Genomic DNA, 15,126 nt, shown 5'->3' on the forward strand with positions numbered 1-15,126 from the left:
CGAGTTCAATGTCCCCGGTGGAGATCACCAAGGAGTTCAACCCGTTGCGGTTGCCCTCCGATCAGCGGCTCAATCGCATCGCAGGTCCCTCCGGCCTCATCATCTTCGGCGTGACGGGCGACCTGTCCCGCAAGAAGCTGATGCCGGCGGTGTACGACCTGGCCAACCGCGGCCTGCTGCCGCCCGGATTCGCGCTCGTGGGCTTCGCCCGCCGCGACTGGGAGGGGCAGGACTTCGAGAAGGTCGTGTACGAGTCGGTCAAGCAGCACGCGCGCACCCCGTTCCACGACGAGGTGTGGAAGCAGCTGGCGCAGGGCATCCGTTTCGTGCCGGGCGAGTTCGGCGACGACGAGGCGTTCAAGCGCCTCGCCGACACCATCCACGAACTCGACGAGACGCGCGGCACGGGCGGCAACCACGCCTTCTACCTGTCCATCCCGCCGAAGGCGTTCCCGCTCGTCACCGAGCAGCTGAAGAAGTCCGGCCTCGCCGAGCAGCGCGACGGCCAGTGGCGCCGCGTCGTGATCGAGAAGCCGTTCGGAAGCGACCTGAAGACGGCGCGCGAGCTGAACGACGTCGTCGAGTCGGTCTTCCCGCCCGATTCGGTGTTCCGCATCGACCACTACCTCGGCAAGGAGACGGTCCAGAACATCCTGGCCCTGCGCTTCGCCAACGAGCTGTACGAGCCGATCTGGAACGCGAACTACGTCGACCACGTGCAGATCACCATGGCCGAGGACATCGGCGTGGCCGGCCGCGCCGGCTACTACGACGGCATCGGCGCGGCGCGCGACGTCATCCAGAACCACCTGCTGCAACTGCTGGCCCTGACGGCGATGGAGGAGCCCATCTCCTTCGACGCGAAGGACCTGCGGGCGGAGAAGGAGAAGGTGCTCGCGGCGGTCCGCCTGCCTGAGGATCTCGCCGCCTCCACCGCGCGCGGCCAGTACGCGGGCGGCTGGCAGGGCGGCGAGAAGGTGCTCGGATTCCTGGAGGAGGAGGGCATGGACCCGCACTCCACCACCGAGACCTTCGCGGCCATCAAGCTCCAGATCGGCACCCGCCGTTGGGCCGGCGTACCGTTCTACCTGCGCACCGGCAAGCGGCTCGGCCGCCGCGTCACCGAGATCGCGGTCGTGTTCAAGCGCGCCCCGCAGCAGCTCTTCGGCGGCGCGCAGACCCAGGCGCTCGGTCAGAACGCGCTGGTGATCCGCGTGCAGCCCGACGAGGGCGTGACCATCCGCTTCGGCTCCAAGGTGCCGGGCGCGGGCATGGTCGTGCGCGACGTCACCATGGACTTCGGCTACGGCCACTCGTTCACCGAGGCGAGCCCCGAGGCATACGAGCGGCTCATCCTCGACGTGCTGCTCGGCGACCCGCCCCTGTTCCCGCGGCACGAGGAGGTCGAGCTCTCCTGGAAGATCCTCGACCCGATCGAGGAGTTCTGGGCGACCCAAGGGCAGCCGGAGCAGTACAAGCCCGGCTCCTGGGGTCCGAAGTCCGCAGATGAGATGCTGGCCCGCGACGGCCGCAGCTGGAGGCGTCCATGATCGTCGACCTGTCCGACACCACCACCAACGGCGTCGCCAAGGCGCTGGTCAAGATCCGCGACGAGGGCGGCGTGGTCACCCTCGGCCGCGTGCTGACCCTGGTCATCTCGACCACGCTGGGCGAAGAGGAAGAGGCCATCGAGGCCGCGAACGACGCCTCGCGCGAGCATCCGATGCGCGTCATCGTGATCTCGAAGGCGGGCGCCGACGCGCCGTCCTCGACGGTCGGTGACCGGCTCGACGCGCAGATCCGCGTCGGCGCGGACGCCGGCGCCAGCGAGGTCATCATCCTGCGCGCGTACGGCGCCGTCGGCGACGACGAGGAGGGCCTGGTCACGGCGCTGCTGCTGCCCGACGCCCCCGTCGTGGCCTGGTGGCCCGGCGAGACGCCCGAGGTCGTCTCGGAGTCGCCGCTCGGCCGCATCGCCACGCGCCGCATCACGGATGCCTCGACCCAGCCCGACCCGGCGGCCGCGATCCGCCACAACGCGAAGACCTACGCCCCCGGCGACACCGACTTCGCCTGGACGCGTCTGACGCTCTGGCGGGCCCAGCTCGCCGCGGCCCTCGACCAGCCGCCGTACGAGCCGGTCAGCGAGATCGAGGTCACCGGCGCCGAGGACTCGCCCTCGACGGTGCTGCTCGCGGCCTGGCTGCGCATGGCGCTGGACGCGCCGGTGAACCACGGCATCACCACGCGGGCGAACGGCTCGAGCGGCATCCACGGCGTGCGCCTGCGCCGCCCCTCGGGCGACATCGAGCTCGAGCGCGACGTGCCCGATGTGGCCACGCTCAAGCAGCCCGGCCAGCCGACGCACGACCTGGCGCTGCCGCGCCGCGGGCTGCGCGACTGCCTCGCCGAGGAGCTGCGCCGCCTCGACCCCGACGAGCTCTACGGCCAGGTGATCACGAAGGGCCTTGCTCTGCTCGAACAGTAGAGTGGGCGTGACGCTCGAAGCGAGACCCGAGGAGTTCCACCAGACGATGACGACCACCGAACGGCGGGTGCTTGTACACCCGGACAAGCAAGCACTCGCCGCCTCGGTCGCGGCGCGGTTCCTGACCAAGACCTCCGACATCATCGCGGACTACGGCGACGCGCACGTGGTGCTCACGGGCGGCACGATCGGCATCGCCTCGCTCGCGGCCGTCAACGCCTCCCCCGCCCGCGACACCGTCGACTGGTCGAAGGTGCACTTCTGGTGGGGCGACGAGCGGTTCGTGCCGAAGGGCGACCCGGAACGCAACGAGCTGCAGGCGCGCGAGGCCCTGCTCGACCACATCGCGGTGCCCGCGGGCAACATCCACGCCTTCGCGGCCAGCGACGAGGTCGACACCCTCGAGGAGGGCGTCGCCCGGTACACGGAGGAGCTGGCCCGCTTCTCCCCCGACGGCGGCCAGTGGCCGCGCTTCGACATCACCTTCCTCGGCGTCGGCCCTGACGGACACATCGCGTCGCTGTTCCCCGAGATGGCGGGCATCAGGGTGACGGATGCGCCGGTCATCGCCGTGCGCAATTCGCCGAAGCCGCCCCCCGAGCGGCTCTCGCTGACGCGTCCCGTGATCAACTCCTCCGAGCGCGTGTGGCTGGTGCTGTCCGGCACCGACAAAGCCTCCGCGCTCGGGCTCGCCCTCGCCGGCGCGTCCTACACCGAGGTTCCGGCGGCGGGCGCCAAGGGGCGGCGCCGCACCGTGTACTTCGTGGATCAGGACGCCGCGGCGGAGGTTCCCGAGAACCTCATCGCCGACACGTACTGAGCTGTGCTCGCGGCAAGTCAGCCGCTGCATGGCCGCCATGAAAGCGGCTGATTCTGGCCAGGGCGCACGTCTGCGCGAAAAAAGTGCGCCCGTGACGGCGTCTGCCGCAATCGCGGCGGCGAATCCACGAGCGCGGGCTGGTGATACCAGAAGATTTCCACCCCGAAGCCGAAGAGGGCTCCGGCAACCGCTCCGCCGGCGAGTCCCAGCCACAAGACCCGCGGAACCAGGGTCATCTCGCGCCACCATCTGGCGAGACTGCGTCGACGTGGGCCTGGGGCCATGCACCAACTATGCGGCAGGTTCCCTCCGCCGCGCGACATCCCACAATGGGAGCCGCCGAGATACGAGAAGGCCCCGCCGGAGCGGGGCCTTCTTCGTGTTCACTGGTCAGGAGCTCGCGACCGTGCCGCGGCGCTCGCGCAGCTTCTGCAGCGCCTCCTCGAGCAGTTGCGCCGCCTCTTCCTCGGTGCGGCGCTCCTTCACGTAGGCCAGGTGCGTCTTGTACGGCTCGTTCTTCGCCACGGCCGGCGGGTTCGCCTTGTCGCGTCCGGCGGGCAGACCCGACGACGGGCAGTCGATGATCTCGGGGATCTCCTCCTCCGGCAGGTTCGCGGCGAAGTAGCGGACGGTCTCGTTGCCGAGCGCGTCCCAGTACGAGACCGCGATGCGGTCGGCGTGGTGGCCGTGGTCCTGCTCCCCCATGGGGCCCGCACCGACGCGGGACCCTCGGATGGCGCTGCCTCCGGAAACCATTGCTCCTCCTAGCTGTTCGGTCGATGTCGACGGGTGTGCGAGACCCGGGTCAGGCCGTGAACTTGGTGATCAGGCCGAGGACGACGATGCAGATCACCCAGATCAGGCCGAGGATCACCGTGATGCGGTTCAGGTTCCGTTCGGCCACTCCCGAGGCGCCGAGGCTGGAGGTCACGCCGCCGCCGAACATGTCGGACAGGCCGCCGCCGCGGCCCTTGTGCAGCAGGATCAACAGGGTCAGCAGGAGGCTGGTGATGCCGAGGAGCACCTGCAGCACGACCTGGAGGATTTGCACGATGACGGGCCTTTCGAAGCTTCGGGTGGGCCGCGACACGGGCCGTGGCACCGTCTGCCAGTATACGGGGGCTTCAGTAGGTGGCGTGCTTCTTGTAGCGCACGATCGAAGCGAACGCGTCGACGTCGAGGCTCGCCGTGCCGACCAGCGCCCCGTCGATGTCCGGGCACTTCATGAAGCCGACGATGTTGTCGGGTTTCACCGACCCGCCGTACAGGATGCGCGTCTTCGCCGCCGTCTCCTCGTCGAGGCTCTGGGCGATGACCCTGCGCAGCACGGATGCGACGTTCTGCGCCTGCTCGGGCGTCGCCGGCGCCCCCGAGCCGATCGCCCAGACCGGCTCGTAGGCGACCACGAAGTCGGTGCCGGGCTTCACGTCGAGCAGGGCGCCGCGCAGCTGGTTGGCCGGCACCGCGCTCGGCTCGTGGCGCTCGAGGTCCTTCGCGGTCTCGCCGACGCAGATCAGCGGCACCAGCTCCGCCTCCAGCGCGGCCTTGGTCTTCGCGGCGACGGTCTCGTCGCTCTCCACGTGCCGGTAGCGTCGCTCGGAGTGGCCGACGATGCAGTAGGTGCAGTCCAGCTTCTTGAGGAACCGGCCGGAGATCTCACCCGTGTACGCGCCGAGCGCGTGCGTCGACAGGTCCTGGCCGCCGTACGCGATCGGCAGCTTGTCGGCCTGCACGAGGGTCTGCACGCTGCGCAGGTCGGTGAACGGCGGGAACACCGCGACCTCGACGTCGTCGAAGTCGTGCTTCGCGTCGCCGAGCATCCACGCGAGCTTCTGCACGAACGCGATCGCCTGCAGGTGGTCGAAGTTCATCTTCCAGTTGCCGGCGATCAGCGGCGTGCGCTGCGCCTCGGTCACGAGGCGGGCTCCCAGCCGAGGGCCTCGAGGCCGGGCAGCGCCTTGCCCTCGAGGAACTCGAGGCTCGCGCCGCCGCCGGTCGAGATGTGCCCGAACTGCTCGTCGGAGAAGCCGAGCGCCCGCACCGCGGCGGCCGAGTCGCCGCCGCCGACGACCGCGAGACCGTCGACCTCGGTCAGCGCCTGGGCGACCGCCTTCGTGCCGGCCGCGAAGGGCGCGAGCTCGAAGACGCCCATCGGCCCGTTCCAGAACACCGTTCGAGCCCCGGCGATCTTGGCGGCGAACACCGCCGCCGTTTCGGGGCCGATGTCGAGCCCGATGCCCTTCTCCCCCCACGGGGAGCCCTCGATGTCGTCTGCGGGCCGCACCTCGTGCGCAGCATCCGCTGAAAACGCCTCGGCGACGACCACGTCGCTCGGCAGCACGATCTCGACGCCCAGCTCGTCGGCCTTCGCGAGGTACGAGCGCACCGTGTCGATCTGGTCGGCCTCGAGCAGGCTCGCGCCGACCTTGTGGCCCTGCGCGGCGAGGAAGGTGAACAGCATGCCGCCGCCGATGCACAGCGCGTCCACGCGCGGCAGCAGGTGGCCGATGACGCCCAGCTTGTCGCTCACCTTCGACCCGCCGAGCACCACCGTGTACGGGCGCTCGGGGTTCTCGGTGAGCCGGTCGAGCACGTCGAGCTCGGCGGCGATGAGCAGGCCGGCCGCGCTGGGCAGCGCCTGGGCGAGTTCGTAGACGGATGCCTGCTTGCGATGCACCACGCCGAAGCCGTCGGACACGAACGCGTCGCCGAACGCCGCGAGCCGGCCGGCGAACTCGGCGCGCTCCGCGTCGTCCTTGCTCGTCTCCCCCGGGTTGAAGCGGAGGTTCTCGAGCAGGGCGACGTCGCCGTCCTGCAGGCCGTCCACCGCCTCCTTCGCCGCGTCGCCGACGGTGTCGCCGGCGAACACCACCGGCTTGCCGAGCAGCTCGGACAGGCGCTGCGCGACGGGCTCCAGCGAGTACTGCGGGTCGGGCTCGCCCTTCGGGCGCCCGAGGTGGCTGATCACCACGACCCGGGCGCCCTGGTTGATGAGCGCGTTGAGGGTGGGCAGGGACGCCTGCACGCGGCCGTCATCGGTGATGACGCCGTCCTTCAGCGGCACGTTCAGGTCGCAGCGCACCACGACCCTCTTGCCGGCGAGCGAGCCCAGTGATTCCAGAGTGCGAAGCGACACTGCTCTCCCCTGCGCCGGGCTAGAGGCGCTCGGCCACGTAGTCGGTGAGGTCGACGAGGCGGCGCGAGTAGCCCCACTCGTTGTCGTACCACGCCGACAGCTTGACCTGGTCGCCGATGACGCGCACGAGGCCCGCGTCGAAGATCGAGGAGTGCGGGTTGCCCACGATGTCGCGCGAGACGATCTCGTCCTCGGTGTACTCGAGGATGCCCTTCAGCGGCCCGTCGGCCGCCGCCTTGTACGCGGCCTTGATCTCGTCGACGGTCACCGCGGACTTGGTGGTGACGGTCAGGTCGGTGATCGAGCCGGTCGGGGTCGGCACGCGCAGCGCGAAGCCGTCGAGCTTGCCCTGCAGCTCGGGGAGCACCAGGCCGATGGCCTTCGCGGCGCCGGTCGTGGTCGGGATGATCGACAGGGCGGCGGCGCGGGCGCGGCGCAGGTCCTTGTGGGGGCCGTCCTGCAGGTTCTGGTCGGCGGTGTACGCGTGCACCGTCGTCATCAGGCCGCGCTCGATGCCGAAGGTGTCGTTGAACACCTTCGCGAGCGGCGCGAGGCAGTTGGTGGTGCAGGAGGCGTTGGAGATGATGTGGTGGTTGGCCGGGTCGTAGGTGTGCTCGTTCACGCCGATGACGAAGGTGCCGTCCTCGTTCTTGGCCGGGGCGGAGATGATGACCTTCTTGGCGCCGGCGTCGAGGTGGGCCTTCGCCTTCGCGCCGTCGGTGAAGAACCCGGTGGACTCGACGACGATCTCGACGCCCAGCTCGCCCCACGGCAGGTTGGCGGGGTCGCGGTCGGCGAGCACCTTGATGCTCTTGCCGTTGACGACGATCGAGTCGCCCTCGACGGAGACCTCCTCGGCCAGCGCACCCAGGATCGAGTCGTACTTGAGCAGGTGCGCCAGGGTCTTCGCATCCGTCAGGTCATTGACCGCGACGATGTCGAGGTCGGTGCCCTTCTCCAGGGCTGCGCGGAAGAAGTTGCGGCCGATGCGGCCGAACCCGTTGATGCCGATCTTTACAGGCACGGAAGGTCTCCAGTGGTTCGGCGCCGGCCTTACGCAGCCGGCGCAGGTGGTGGGAAAGGAGTGCTGAGCGGCGGCCCGTGCCGGCGGAAACCGGCCGGGCCGCCGATCCCGCTACGACAGTAGCAGCAGGCCAGAAGTGGTCGACCGGGCCTTCTCGAACCGGGCCGCGACGTCGGGCCAGTTCACGATGTTCCAGAACGCCTTGACGTAGTCGGCCTTGACGTTGACGTAGTCGAGGTAGAAGGCGTGCTCCCACATGTCGAGCATCAGCAGCGGCACGGTCGCCGCGGCGAGGTTGCCCTGGTGGTCGTAGAGCTGCTCGATGATCAGCTTCTGGCCGAGCGAGTCCCACGCGAGGATCGACCAGCCGGAGCCCTGGATGCCGAGGGCCGAGGCGGTGAAGTGCGCCTGGAACTTCTCGAAGGAGCCGAAGAACTCGTCGATCGCCGCCGCGAGCTCGCCCTCGGGCTTCGCGCCGCCGTCCGGGGAGAGGTTGTTCCAGAACACCGTGTGGTTGACGTGGCCGGCGAGGTTGAAGGCGAGGTCCTTCTGCAGCTTGTTGACGTAGGTCAGGTCGCCGCCGTCGCGCGCCTCGGCCAGCTTGGCCAGCGCGGTGTTCGCACCGTCGACGTAGGTCTTGTGGTGCTTGTCGTGATGGAGCTCCATGATCCGGCCCGAGATGTTCGGCTCGAGAGCCGAGTAGTCGTAGGGCAGATCGACGAGCGTGTATTCAGCCATTCACATACTCCTTACGGGTTGAGCGACGTTTTCACTCTAGTGAGCATTACCGCCCTCGGCTAAGGACTATTCCGGGCCCCGCGCTCACGCGTCGAGGTCGGCCGGCAGGTTCGATTCCGTGCCCGGGATGCCGAGGTCGGAGGCGCGCTTGTCGGCCATCGCGAGCAGGCGACGGATGCGTCCCGCCACCGCGTCCTTGGTCATCGGCGGATCGGCGTGGTGCCCCAGCTCGTCGAGGCTCGCGTCGCGGTACTTGAGCCGCAGCTCACCGGCGTAGCGCAGGTGCTCGGGCAGGTCCGGGCCGAGGATCTCCAGGGCCCGCTCGACGCGCGCGCAGGCGGCCACCGCGGCCTGCGCGCTGCGGCGCAGGTTGGCATCGTCGAAGTTGACGAGCCGGTTGGCGGTGGCGCGCACCTCGCGGCGCTGGCGCAGCTCCTCCCAGCTCTTCACGGTCTCGTGGGCGCCCATCGCGGCGAGCATGGCGCTGATCGCCTCGCCCTCGCGGATGACGACGCGGTGCACGCCGCGCACCTCGCGGGCCTTGGCGGCGACGCCGAGGCGCCCCGCGGCGCCGACGAGGGCCATCGCGGTCTCGTTGCCCGGGGTCGTGATCTCGAGCGCGGCCGAGCGGCCCGGGTCGGTGAGGGAGCCGGCGGCGAGGAAGGCGCCGCGCCACACGGCGGCCAGGTCCTCCTTCGACCCCGTGGTGAGCCGGTTCGGCAGGCCGCGGATGGGGCGGCGTCGGGCGTCCAGCAGCCCGGCCTGGCGGGCGAGGGTTTCGCCGCCGTCGAGCACCCGCACCAGGTATTGGTCGGAGCGGCGCGAGCCTCCCGCGGCGATCACCGTGACATCCGCTCGCACGCCGTAGATCTCGGCGATGGCCTTGCGCACGTGGCGGGCGAGCTGGGGGCTGTCGAGCTCGCTCTCGACGGCGATGCGCCCGGAGATGACGTGCAGGCCGCCCGCGAGGCGAAGGATGGTGGCCAGCTCAGCCGATCGTACGGTGGTCTTGCCGACCTCGACGGAGAGCAGTTCGTCCTTCACGTCCGCGGTGAGTGCCATGGTGTCCCTTCAGGCCGGACGTCACTCTCGGCCGAGATCGCGATGCTTCACGTTGACGGCCACGCCCGGAAGCTCGGCGAGACGCTGTGCGAGCTCTTCGACGATCGCCACCGAGCGGTGCTTGCCGCCAGTGCAGCCTACCGCGATCATCGCGTGCCTCTTGTTCTCGTGCTGGTACCCGGCGAGCACCACGCTCAGCGCCTGCCGGTACGCGTCGATGAAGGCCAGGGCGCCGTCTTGCGCGAAGACGTAGTCGCGCACCGCGCCGTCCTGACCGGTCAACGGGCGCAGCTCGGGCTGCCAGTACGGGTTGGGCAGGAAGCGCACGTCGGCGACCATGTCGGCGTCGGATGGCAGGCCGTACTTGAAGCCGAAGCTGGACAGCGTCACCGACACCCCGGGGGTCTGCTCGGAGGCGAACCGCTCGTGCACGGCGTTCGTGAGCTGGTGCACGTTGAGGTCGGTCGTGTCGAGCACGAGGTCGGCGTACTCGCGCAGCTGGCCGACCCGGGTGCGCTCCTCCATGATCCCGTCGAGGATCGTGCCATTGCCCTGCAGCGGGTGCGGCCGGCGCACCGACTCGAAGCGGCGCACGAGGGTCGCGTCGGAGGCGTCGAGGAACAGCACCGACAGCCGCACGTCGTCGTGCAGTTGCGGCAGCAGATCCTGCAGTTCGCGGAAGAAGTCCCGGCCGCGCACGTCGACCACGATAGCGACCCGCGAGGTGGTGCCGCTGGAGGCGGAGGCGAGGTCGAGCAGCGGCCGCATCATCTGCGGCGGCAGGTTGTCGACGACGAACCAGTCCAGGTCTTCCAGGGCGTGTGCCACGGTCGACCTGCCCGCGCCGGACATGCCGGTCACGATGAGGACATCCTGCAGCGGTTCAGGGGCCGTCACGGCACCAGCCTAGGCGTTAGTCGCCCGCGTGCAGGGCGTCGTGGACCGCCGCGGCCAGCGACGGGCCGAGCCCGCGCACGGCGGCGATGTCGTCGACGGATGCCTCGCGCAGCCGCTTCACGGAGCCGAAGTGGCCGAGCAGCTGCTTCACCCGAGACGGCCCCAGGCCCGGGATCTCGCCCAGCACGGTGGAGATGTCGCGCTTGCGGCGGCTGCGCTGGTAGGTGATGGCGAAGCGGTGCGCCTCGTCGCGGATGCGCTGGATGAGGAACAGCGCGTCGGAGTTGCGCGGCAGGATCACCGGGAAGTCGCTGTCGGGCAGCCAGATCTCCTCGAGGCGCTTCGCGATCCCGGCGAGCTGGATGCCGGTCACCCCGGACTCGTCGAGGGCGCGCTTGGCGGCGTTCACCTGCGGCTGGCCGCCGTCGACGAGCAGCAGCTGAGGGGCGTAGGCGAACTTCTTGCGGCGGGTCTCCCCCGTCTCGTCGTCGCGCTCGGCGACCGGGGCGGCGGCCTCGTCCTTCAGGTAGGCGAGGCGTCGGGTGAGCACCTGGTAGATCGAGTCGGTGTCGTCGGTGGTCTCGGGGATGGAGAAGCGCCGGTACTGGTCTTTGCGCGGCAGTCCGTCCTCCATCACGACCATCGAGGCGACGACGTTGGTGCCCTGCAGGTGCGAGACGTCGTAGCACTCGATGCGCAGCGGGGCATCCGTCATGCCGAGCGCGTCGCGAATGTCGTTCAGCGCCTGCGATCTCGTGGTGAAGTCGGCCGAGCGCCGGGTCTTGTACAGGGCGAGCGCGCCCTTCGCGTTCAGCTCGGCGGTGGCGGCCAGCTGGGCCTTCTCGCCGCGCTGCGCGACCCGCAGCTGCACCCGGCCGCCGCGGTTCGCCTCGACGCTCTCGGCCCGGCGGGCGGTGAGCCACTGCTCGAGCGCCTCGGCGTCGTCGGGCAGCTCGGGCACGAGCACCTCGCGGGGCGGGGTGAAGTCGGCGTCGTAGGCGTTCTGCAGCACCGTGTCGACCAGCTCGCCGCGCTCGAGGTCGAGCTCTTTGTCGAGCACCCAACTGCGCACGCCGCGGATGCGGCCGCCGCGCACGATGAACTGCTGCACCGACGCGGCCAGCTCGTCGTCGGCGATGCCGAACACGTCGGCGTCGACGTTGTCGGGCAGCACGACGGCGGTCTTCTCCATCACGGCGGTCAGCGCCTGGATGCGGTCGCGGTAGCGGGCGGCCGACTCGAAGTTCAGCTCGGCGGAGGCCTGCTGCATCTCGCGGGTCAGCTCGCGCAGGTAGCGCTGGTCGCTGCCGGACATGAAGTCGACGAACTGGTTCGCGACCTCCCGATGCTCCTCCTTCGTCACCCGGCCGACGCAGGGGGCGACGCACTTGCCGATGTCGGCGAGCAGGCAGGGGCGGCCGGTGAGCTCGGCGCGGCGGTACACGCCGGGCGAGCAGGAGCGCATCGGGAACGCCTTGAGCATCAGGTCGAGGGTCTCGCGGATCGCCCACACCTTCGTGTACGGGCCGAAATAGCGCGCCGTCTTGTCGCGCCGGTTGCGGGTGATCATCGCCCGCGGCACCTCCTCGCCGAGGGTCACGGCGAGGTACGGGTAGGTCTTGTCGTCTTTGAAGACGACGTTGAACGGCGGGTTGAACTCCTTGATCCAGGTGTACTCGAGCGCGAGCGCCTCGAACTCGTTGCCGACCACCGTCCAGTCCACGCCGGCCGCGGTGGTGACCATGCGCCGGGTGCGCTCGTGCAGGTTCCACAGCGGCTGGAAGTAGTTCTGCAGCCGGGCGCGCAGGTTCTTCGCCTTGCCGACGTACAGCACCCGGCCGGAGGCGTCGCGGAACCGGTACACGCCCGGCCGGGTGGGGATCTCGCCCGTCTTCGGCCGGTACGGGACGGTCTGCGTGGTCTGCCTCGCCATGGGCTAGGCGGTCGCCCGCGCCCCGGCCGGAACGTCGATGCCGAGCATCTCGCGCAGGAACCGGCCGGTGTGGCTCTGCTCGACGCGGGCCACCTGCTCGGGCGTTCCGGTGGCGATGACGGTGCCGCCGCCTGCACCGCCCTCGGGGCCGAGGTCGATGATCCAGTCGGCGCTCTTGATCACGTCGAGATTGTGCTCGATCACGATCACGGTGTTGCCCTTGTCGACGAGGCCGCCGAGCACCAGCAGCAGCTTGCGCACGTCCTCGAAGTGCAGGCCCGTGGTCGGCTCGTCGAGCACGTACACGCTGCGGCCGTTGGTGCGCCGCTGCAGCTCGGTGGCGAGCTTGACGCGCTGCGCCTCGCCGCCGGACAGCGTCGTGGCCGACTGGCCGAGCCGCACGTAGCCGAGGCCCACGTCGACCAGGGTCTTCAGGTAGCGGTGGATGGCGCTGATCGGCTCGAAGAACTCGGCCGCCTCGGCGATCGGCATGTCGAGCACCTCGGCGATGTTCTTGCCCTTGTAGTGCACCTGCAGGGTGTCGCGGTTGTACCGGGCGCCGTGGCATACCTCGCAGGCGACGTACACGTCGGGCAGGAAGTTCATCTCGATCTTGATCGTGCCGTCGCCCTGGCAGTTCTCGCAGCGGCCGCCCTTGACGTTGAAGCTGAACCGGCCGGGCTGGTAGCCTCGCGCCTTCGCCTCGGCTGTCTCGCTGAACAGGGTGCGGATCTTGTCGAACACGCCCGTGTAGGTGGCCGGGTTGGAGCGGGGCGTGCGGCCGATCGGGGCCTGGTCGACGTGCACCACCTTGTCGAGGTTCTCGACGCCGGTGACGCGGGTGTGCTTGGCCGCCACCTTGCGGGCGCCGTTGAGGCGCTGGGCGAGCACCCGGTAGAGGATGTCGTTGACGAGGGTCGACTTGCCCGAGCCCGACACCCCGGTGACGGCGGTGAATACGCCGAGCGGGAACTCGACCGAGATGTCCTTGAGGTTGTTGGCGTTGGCGCCGACGACCGTCAGCATCCGCTTCTTGTCGATCTTGCGCCGCTTCTTCGGCGTCTCGATGGCGCGCCGCCCGGCCAGGTAGTCGCCGGTGAGCGAGTCGCGGTTCTCGACCAGCGAGTCGTAGGTGCCCGAGTGCACCACCCGGCCGCCGTTCACGCCGGCGCCCGGGCCGATGTCGACGATCCAGTCGGCGGTGCGGATGGTGTCTTCGTCGTGCTCGACCACGATCAGCGTGTTGCCGAGGTCGCGCAGCGCGACGAGCGTCTCGATCAGCCGCCGGTTGTCGCGCTGGTGCAGGCCGATCGACGGCTCGTCGAGCACGTACAGCACGCCGGTCAGGCCCGACCCGATCTGGGTGGCGAGACGGATGCGCTGGGCTTCGCCGCCGGAGAGCGTGCCGGCCGCGCGCGCCATGTTGAGGTAGCCGAGGCCGACCTGGATGAGGAAGTCGAGGCGCACCTTGATCTCGCGCAGCACCTGGGCGGCGATCATGGCCTCGCGGTCGGTGAGCGTGAGCTTGTTCATGAACTCGCGGGCGTCGGTGAGGCTGAGCTCGGCGACGTCGGCGATGGAGTGCCCGTGGATCAGCACGGCGAGCACCTCGGGCTTGAGCCGCTTGCCATCGCAGACCGGGCAGGGCACCTCGCGCAGGTACTCGGCCCAGCGCTGGCGCTGGGTGTCGGTCTCGGCCTGGGCGTACTGCCGCTCGATGTACGGCACGACGCCCTCGAAGCCGGAGGTGTAGCTCATCTCGCGGCCGAAGCGGTTGCGCCACTTGACCTTCACCTCGAAGTTCTCGCCGTGCATGACGGCGCGGCGCACCCGCTCGGGCAGCCGCTTCCACGGGGTGTCGAGGTCGAAGTCGAGGTCGCGGGCGAGGCCGGCCAGCAGCTTCTCGTAGTACTGGTACAGGCTCTTGCCCTGGCTGGTCCACGGGATGATGACGCCGTCGGCGATGCTCGCGTCGGGGTCGCCGAGCAGCAGGTCTTCGTCCACGGCCATGCGCACGCCGAGGCCCGAGCACTCGGGGCACGCGCCGAACGGCGCGTTGAAGGAGAAGGTGCGCGGCTCGATCTCGGTGAGCTGGATCGGGTGCCCGTTCGGGCAGGCCAGCTTCTCGCTGAACCGCACCCACGAGTCGGGGGAATCGGCGGGCTCGTCGACGAAGTTCACGTCGATCAGGCCGTCGGTGAGGCCCAGCGCCGTCTCGATCGAGTCGGTGAGCCGGCCGAGGATCTCGGGGCCGGCGACCAGCCGGTCGACGATGACCGAAATGTCGTGCTTGTACGACTTCTTCAGGGTCGGCGGCTCGGAGAGCTGGTACTGCTCGCCGTCGACGAGCACGCGGGCGAAGCCCTTTGCGCTCAGCTCGGCGAAGAGGTCGACGAACTCGCCCTTCTTCTGCTTCACGACCGGCGCGACGACCTGGTAGCGGGTGCGCTCCGGCAGCTCCATCAGGCGGTCGGCGATCTGCTGCACCGTCTGGCGCTGGATCGGCTCGCCGCACTCGGGGCAGTGGGCGACGCCGATGCGCGCCCAGAGCAGGCGCATGTAGTCGTAGATCTCGGTGATGGTGCCGACGGTGGAGCGCGGGTTGCGGTTCGTCGACTTCTGGTCGATCGACACGGCGGGGCTGAGGCCCTCGATGAAGTCGACGTCGGGCCGGTCGACCTGGCCGAGGAACTGGCGCGCATATGCGGAGAGCGACTCGACGTAGCGGCGCTGGCCCTCGGCGAAGATCGTGTCGAAGGCGAGCGAGGACTTGCCGGAGCCGGACAGCCCGGTGAACACCACGAGCGCATCGCGCGGGATCTCGAGGTCGACGTCGCGCAGGTTGTGCACCCGCGCGCCGCGCACGCTCAGCTTGGCGTGGGTGTCGACGGGATGCACGTGCCCGAAGGCGGATCGGGGGCTCTCAGACGTCACGCCTCGAGTCTAGGTTCGACCTCCGACATCGCGCTCACGGGCGCCGGGCGGCAGGCGCCGGGCGGCACGGCCCGGCGGGCGCCCGGCGGCGGGG

The 15,126-nt window shown here is 69.9% G+C and carries 13 protein-coding genes; 3 read left to right on the forward strand and 10 right to left on the reverse strand.

Going from position 1 to position 15,126, the window contains the following annotated elements:
• Window positions 1-8: 8 nt before the first annotated feature.
• From zwf to pgl, 3 genes are read left to right on the forward strand one after another with little or no spacing between them, the layout of a single operon-like run.
• A complete protein-coding gene (zwf, locus tag H563_RS0100890) occupies window positions 9-1,550 on the forward strand; it encodes a glucose-6-phosphate dehydrogenase (RefSeq protein WP_027478941.1) in 1,542 nt (513 codons plus the stop codon).
• On the forward strand, window positions 1,547-2,488 hold the full coding sequence (locus H563_RS0100895; RefSeq protein ID WP_022880745.1) for a glucose-6-phosphate dehydrogenase assembly protein OpcA: 942 nt from the start codon (window positions 1,547-1,549) through the stop codon (window positions 2,486-2,488). Before zwf ends, H563_RS0100895 begins: the two co-directional genes overlap by 4 nt.
• Window positions 2,489-2,534: 46 nt before the next feature.
• Window positions 2,535-3,308, forward strand: a complete 774-nt coding sequence (pgl, locus tag H563_RS0100900) for a 6-phosphogluconolactonase (RefSeq protein ID WP_027478942.1) — start codon at window positions 2,535-2,537, stop codon at window positions 3,306-3,308.
• Window positions 3,309-3,698: 390 nt separating this feature from the next.
• Here the strand turns inward: pgl and H563_RS0100905 are convergent, their stop codons facing one another.
• The 10 genes from H563_RS0100905 to uvrA all read right to left on the reverse strand — a co-directional run bounded on the left by H563_RS0100905 (window position 3,699) and on the right by uvrA (window position 15,032).
• Window positions 3,699-4,064 (reverse strand): RNA polymerase-binding protein RbpA, encoded by a 366-nt coding sequence (locus tag H563_RS0100905; protein WP_022880747.1) that lies wholly within the window; start codon window positions 4,062-4,064, stop codon window positions 3,699-3,701.
• Window positions 4,065-4,113: 49 nt separating this feature from the next.
• Window positions 4,114-4,359, reverse strand: a complete 246-nt coding sequence (gene secG / locus H563_RS0100910) for a preprotein translocase subunit SecG (protein WP_022880748.1) — start codon at window positions 4,357-4,359, stop codon at window positions 4,114-4,116.
• A 73-nt stretch (window positions 4,360-4,432) separates the two neighbouring features.
• Complete coding sequence (gene tpiA / locus H563_RS0100915) at window positions 4,433-5,224, reverse strand: triose-phosphate isomerase (protein ID WP_022880749.1); 792 nt, start codon at window positions 5,222-5,224, stop codon at window positions 4,433-4,435.
• On the reverse strand, window positions 5,221-6,444 hold the full coding sequence (locus H563_RS0100920; RefSeq protein WP_022880750.1) for a phosphoglycerate kinase: 1,224 nt from the start codon (window positions 6,442-6,444) through the stop codon (window positions 5,221-5,223). Before H563_RS0100920 ends, tpiA begins: the two co-directional genes overlap by 4 nt.
• 19 nt (window positions 6,445-6,463) lie before the next feature.
• Entirely contained in the window at window positions 6,464-7,468 is a 1,005-nt protein-coding gene (gene gap, locus H563_RS0100925; RefSeq protein ID WP_022880751.1) for a type I glyceraldehyde-3-phosphate dehydrogenase, read from the reverse strand.
• Between the two features lie 111 nt (window positions 7,469-7,579).
• On the reverse strand, window positions 7,580-8,206 hold the full coding sequence (locus H563_RS0100930) for a superoxide dismutase (protein ID WP_022880752.1): 627 nt from the start codon (window positions 8,204-8,206) through the stop codon (window positions 7,580-7,582).
• An 84-nt stretch (window positions 8,207-8,290) separates the two neighbouring features.
• Entirely contained in the window at window positions 8,291-9,268 is a 978-nt protein-coding gene (whiA, locus tag H563_RS0100935; RefSeq protein WP_022880753.1) for a DNA-binding protein WhiA, read from the reverse strand.
• Between the two features lie 21 nt (window positions 9,269-9,289).
• A complete protein-coding gene (gene rapZ / locus H563_RS0100940; protein ID WP_022880754.1) occupies window positions 9,290-10,165 on the reverse strand; it encodes an RNase adapter RapZ in 876 nt (291 codons plus the stop codon).
• A gap of 16 nt (window positions 10,166-10,181) precedes the next feature.
• Window positions 10,182-12,098 carry an excinuclease ABC subunit UvrC gene (gene uvrC / locus H563_RS0100945; protein WP_022880755.1) on the reverse strand — a complete coding sequence of 639 codons (1,917 nt, stop codon included), beginning with the start codon at window positions 12,096-12,098 and terminating at the stop codon, window positions 10,182-10,184.
• 3 nt (window positions 12,099-12,101) lie between these two features.
• Window positions 12,102-15,032: an excinuclease ABC subunit UvrA gene (gene uvrA, locus H563_RS0100950; RefSeq protein WP_022880756.1), complete on the reverse strand. Its 2,931-nt coding sequence runs from the start codon at window positions 15,030-15,032 to the stop codon at window positions 12,102-12,104.
• Window positions 15,033-15,126 lie beyond the last annotated feature (94 nt).

It is taken from the genome of Gryllotalpicola ginsengisoli DSM 22003, assembly GCF_000419445.1.
Classification (GTDB): Bacteria; Actinomycetota; Actinomycetes; order Actinomycetales; family Microbacteriaceae; genus Gryllotalpicola; species Gryllotalpicola ginsengisoli.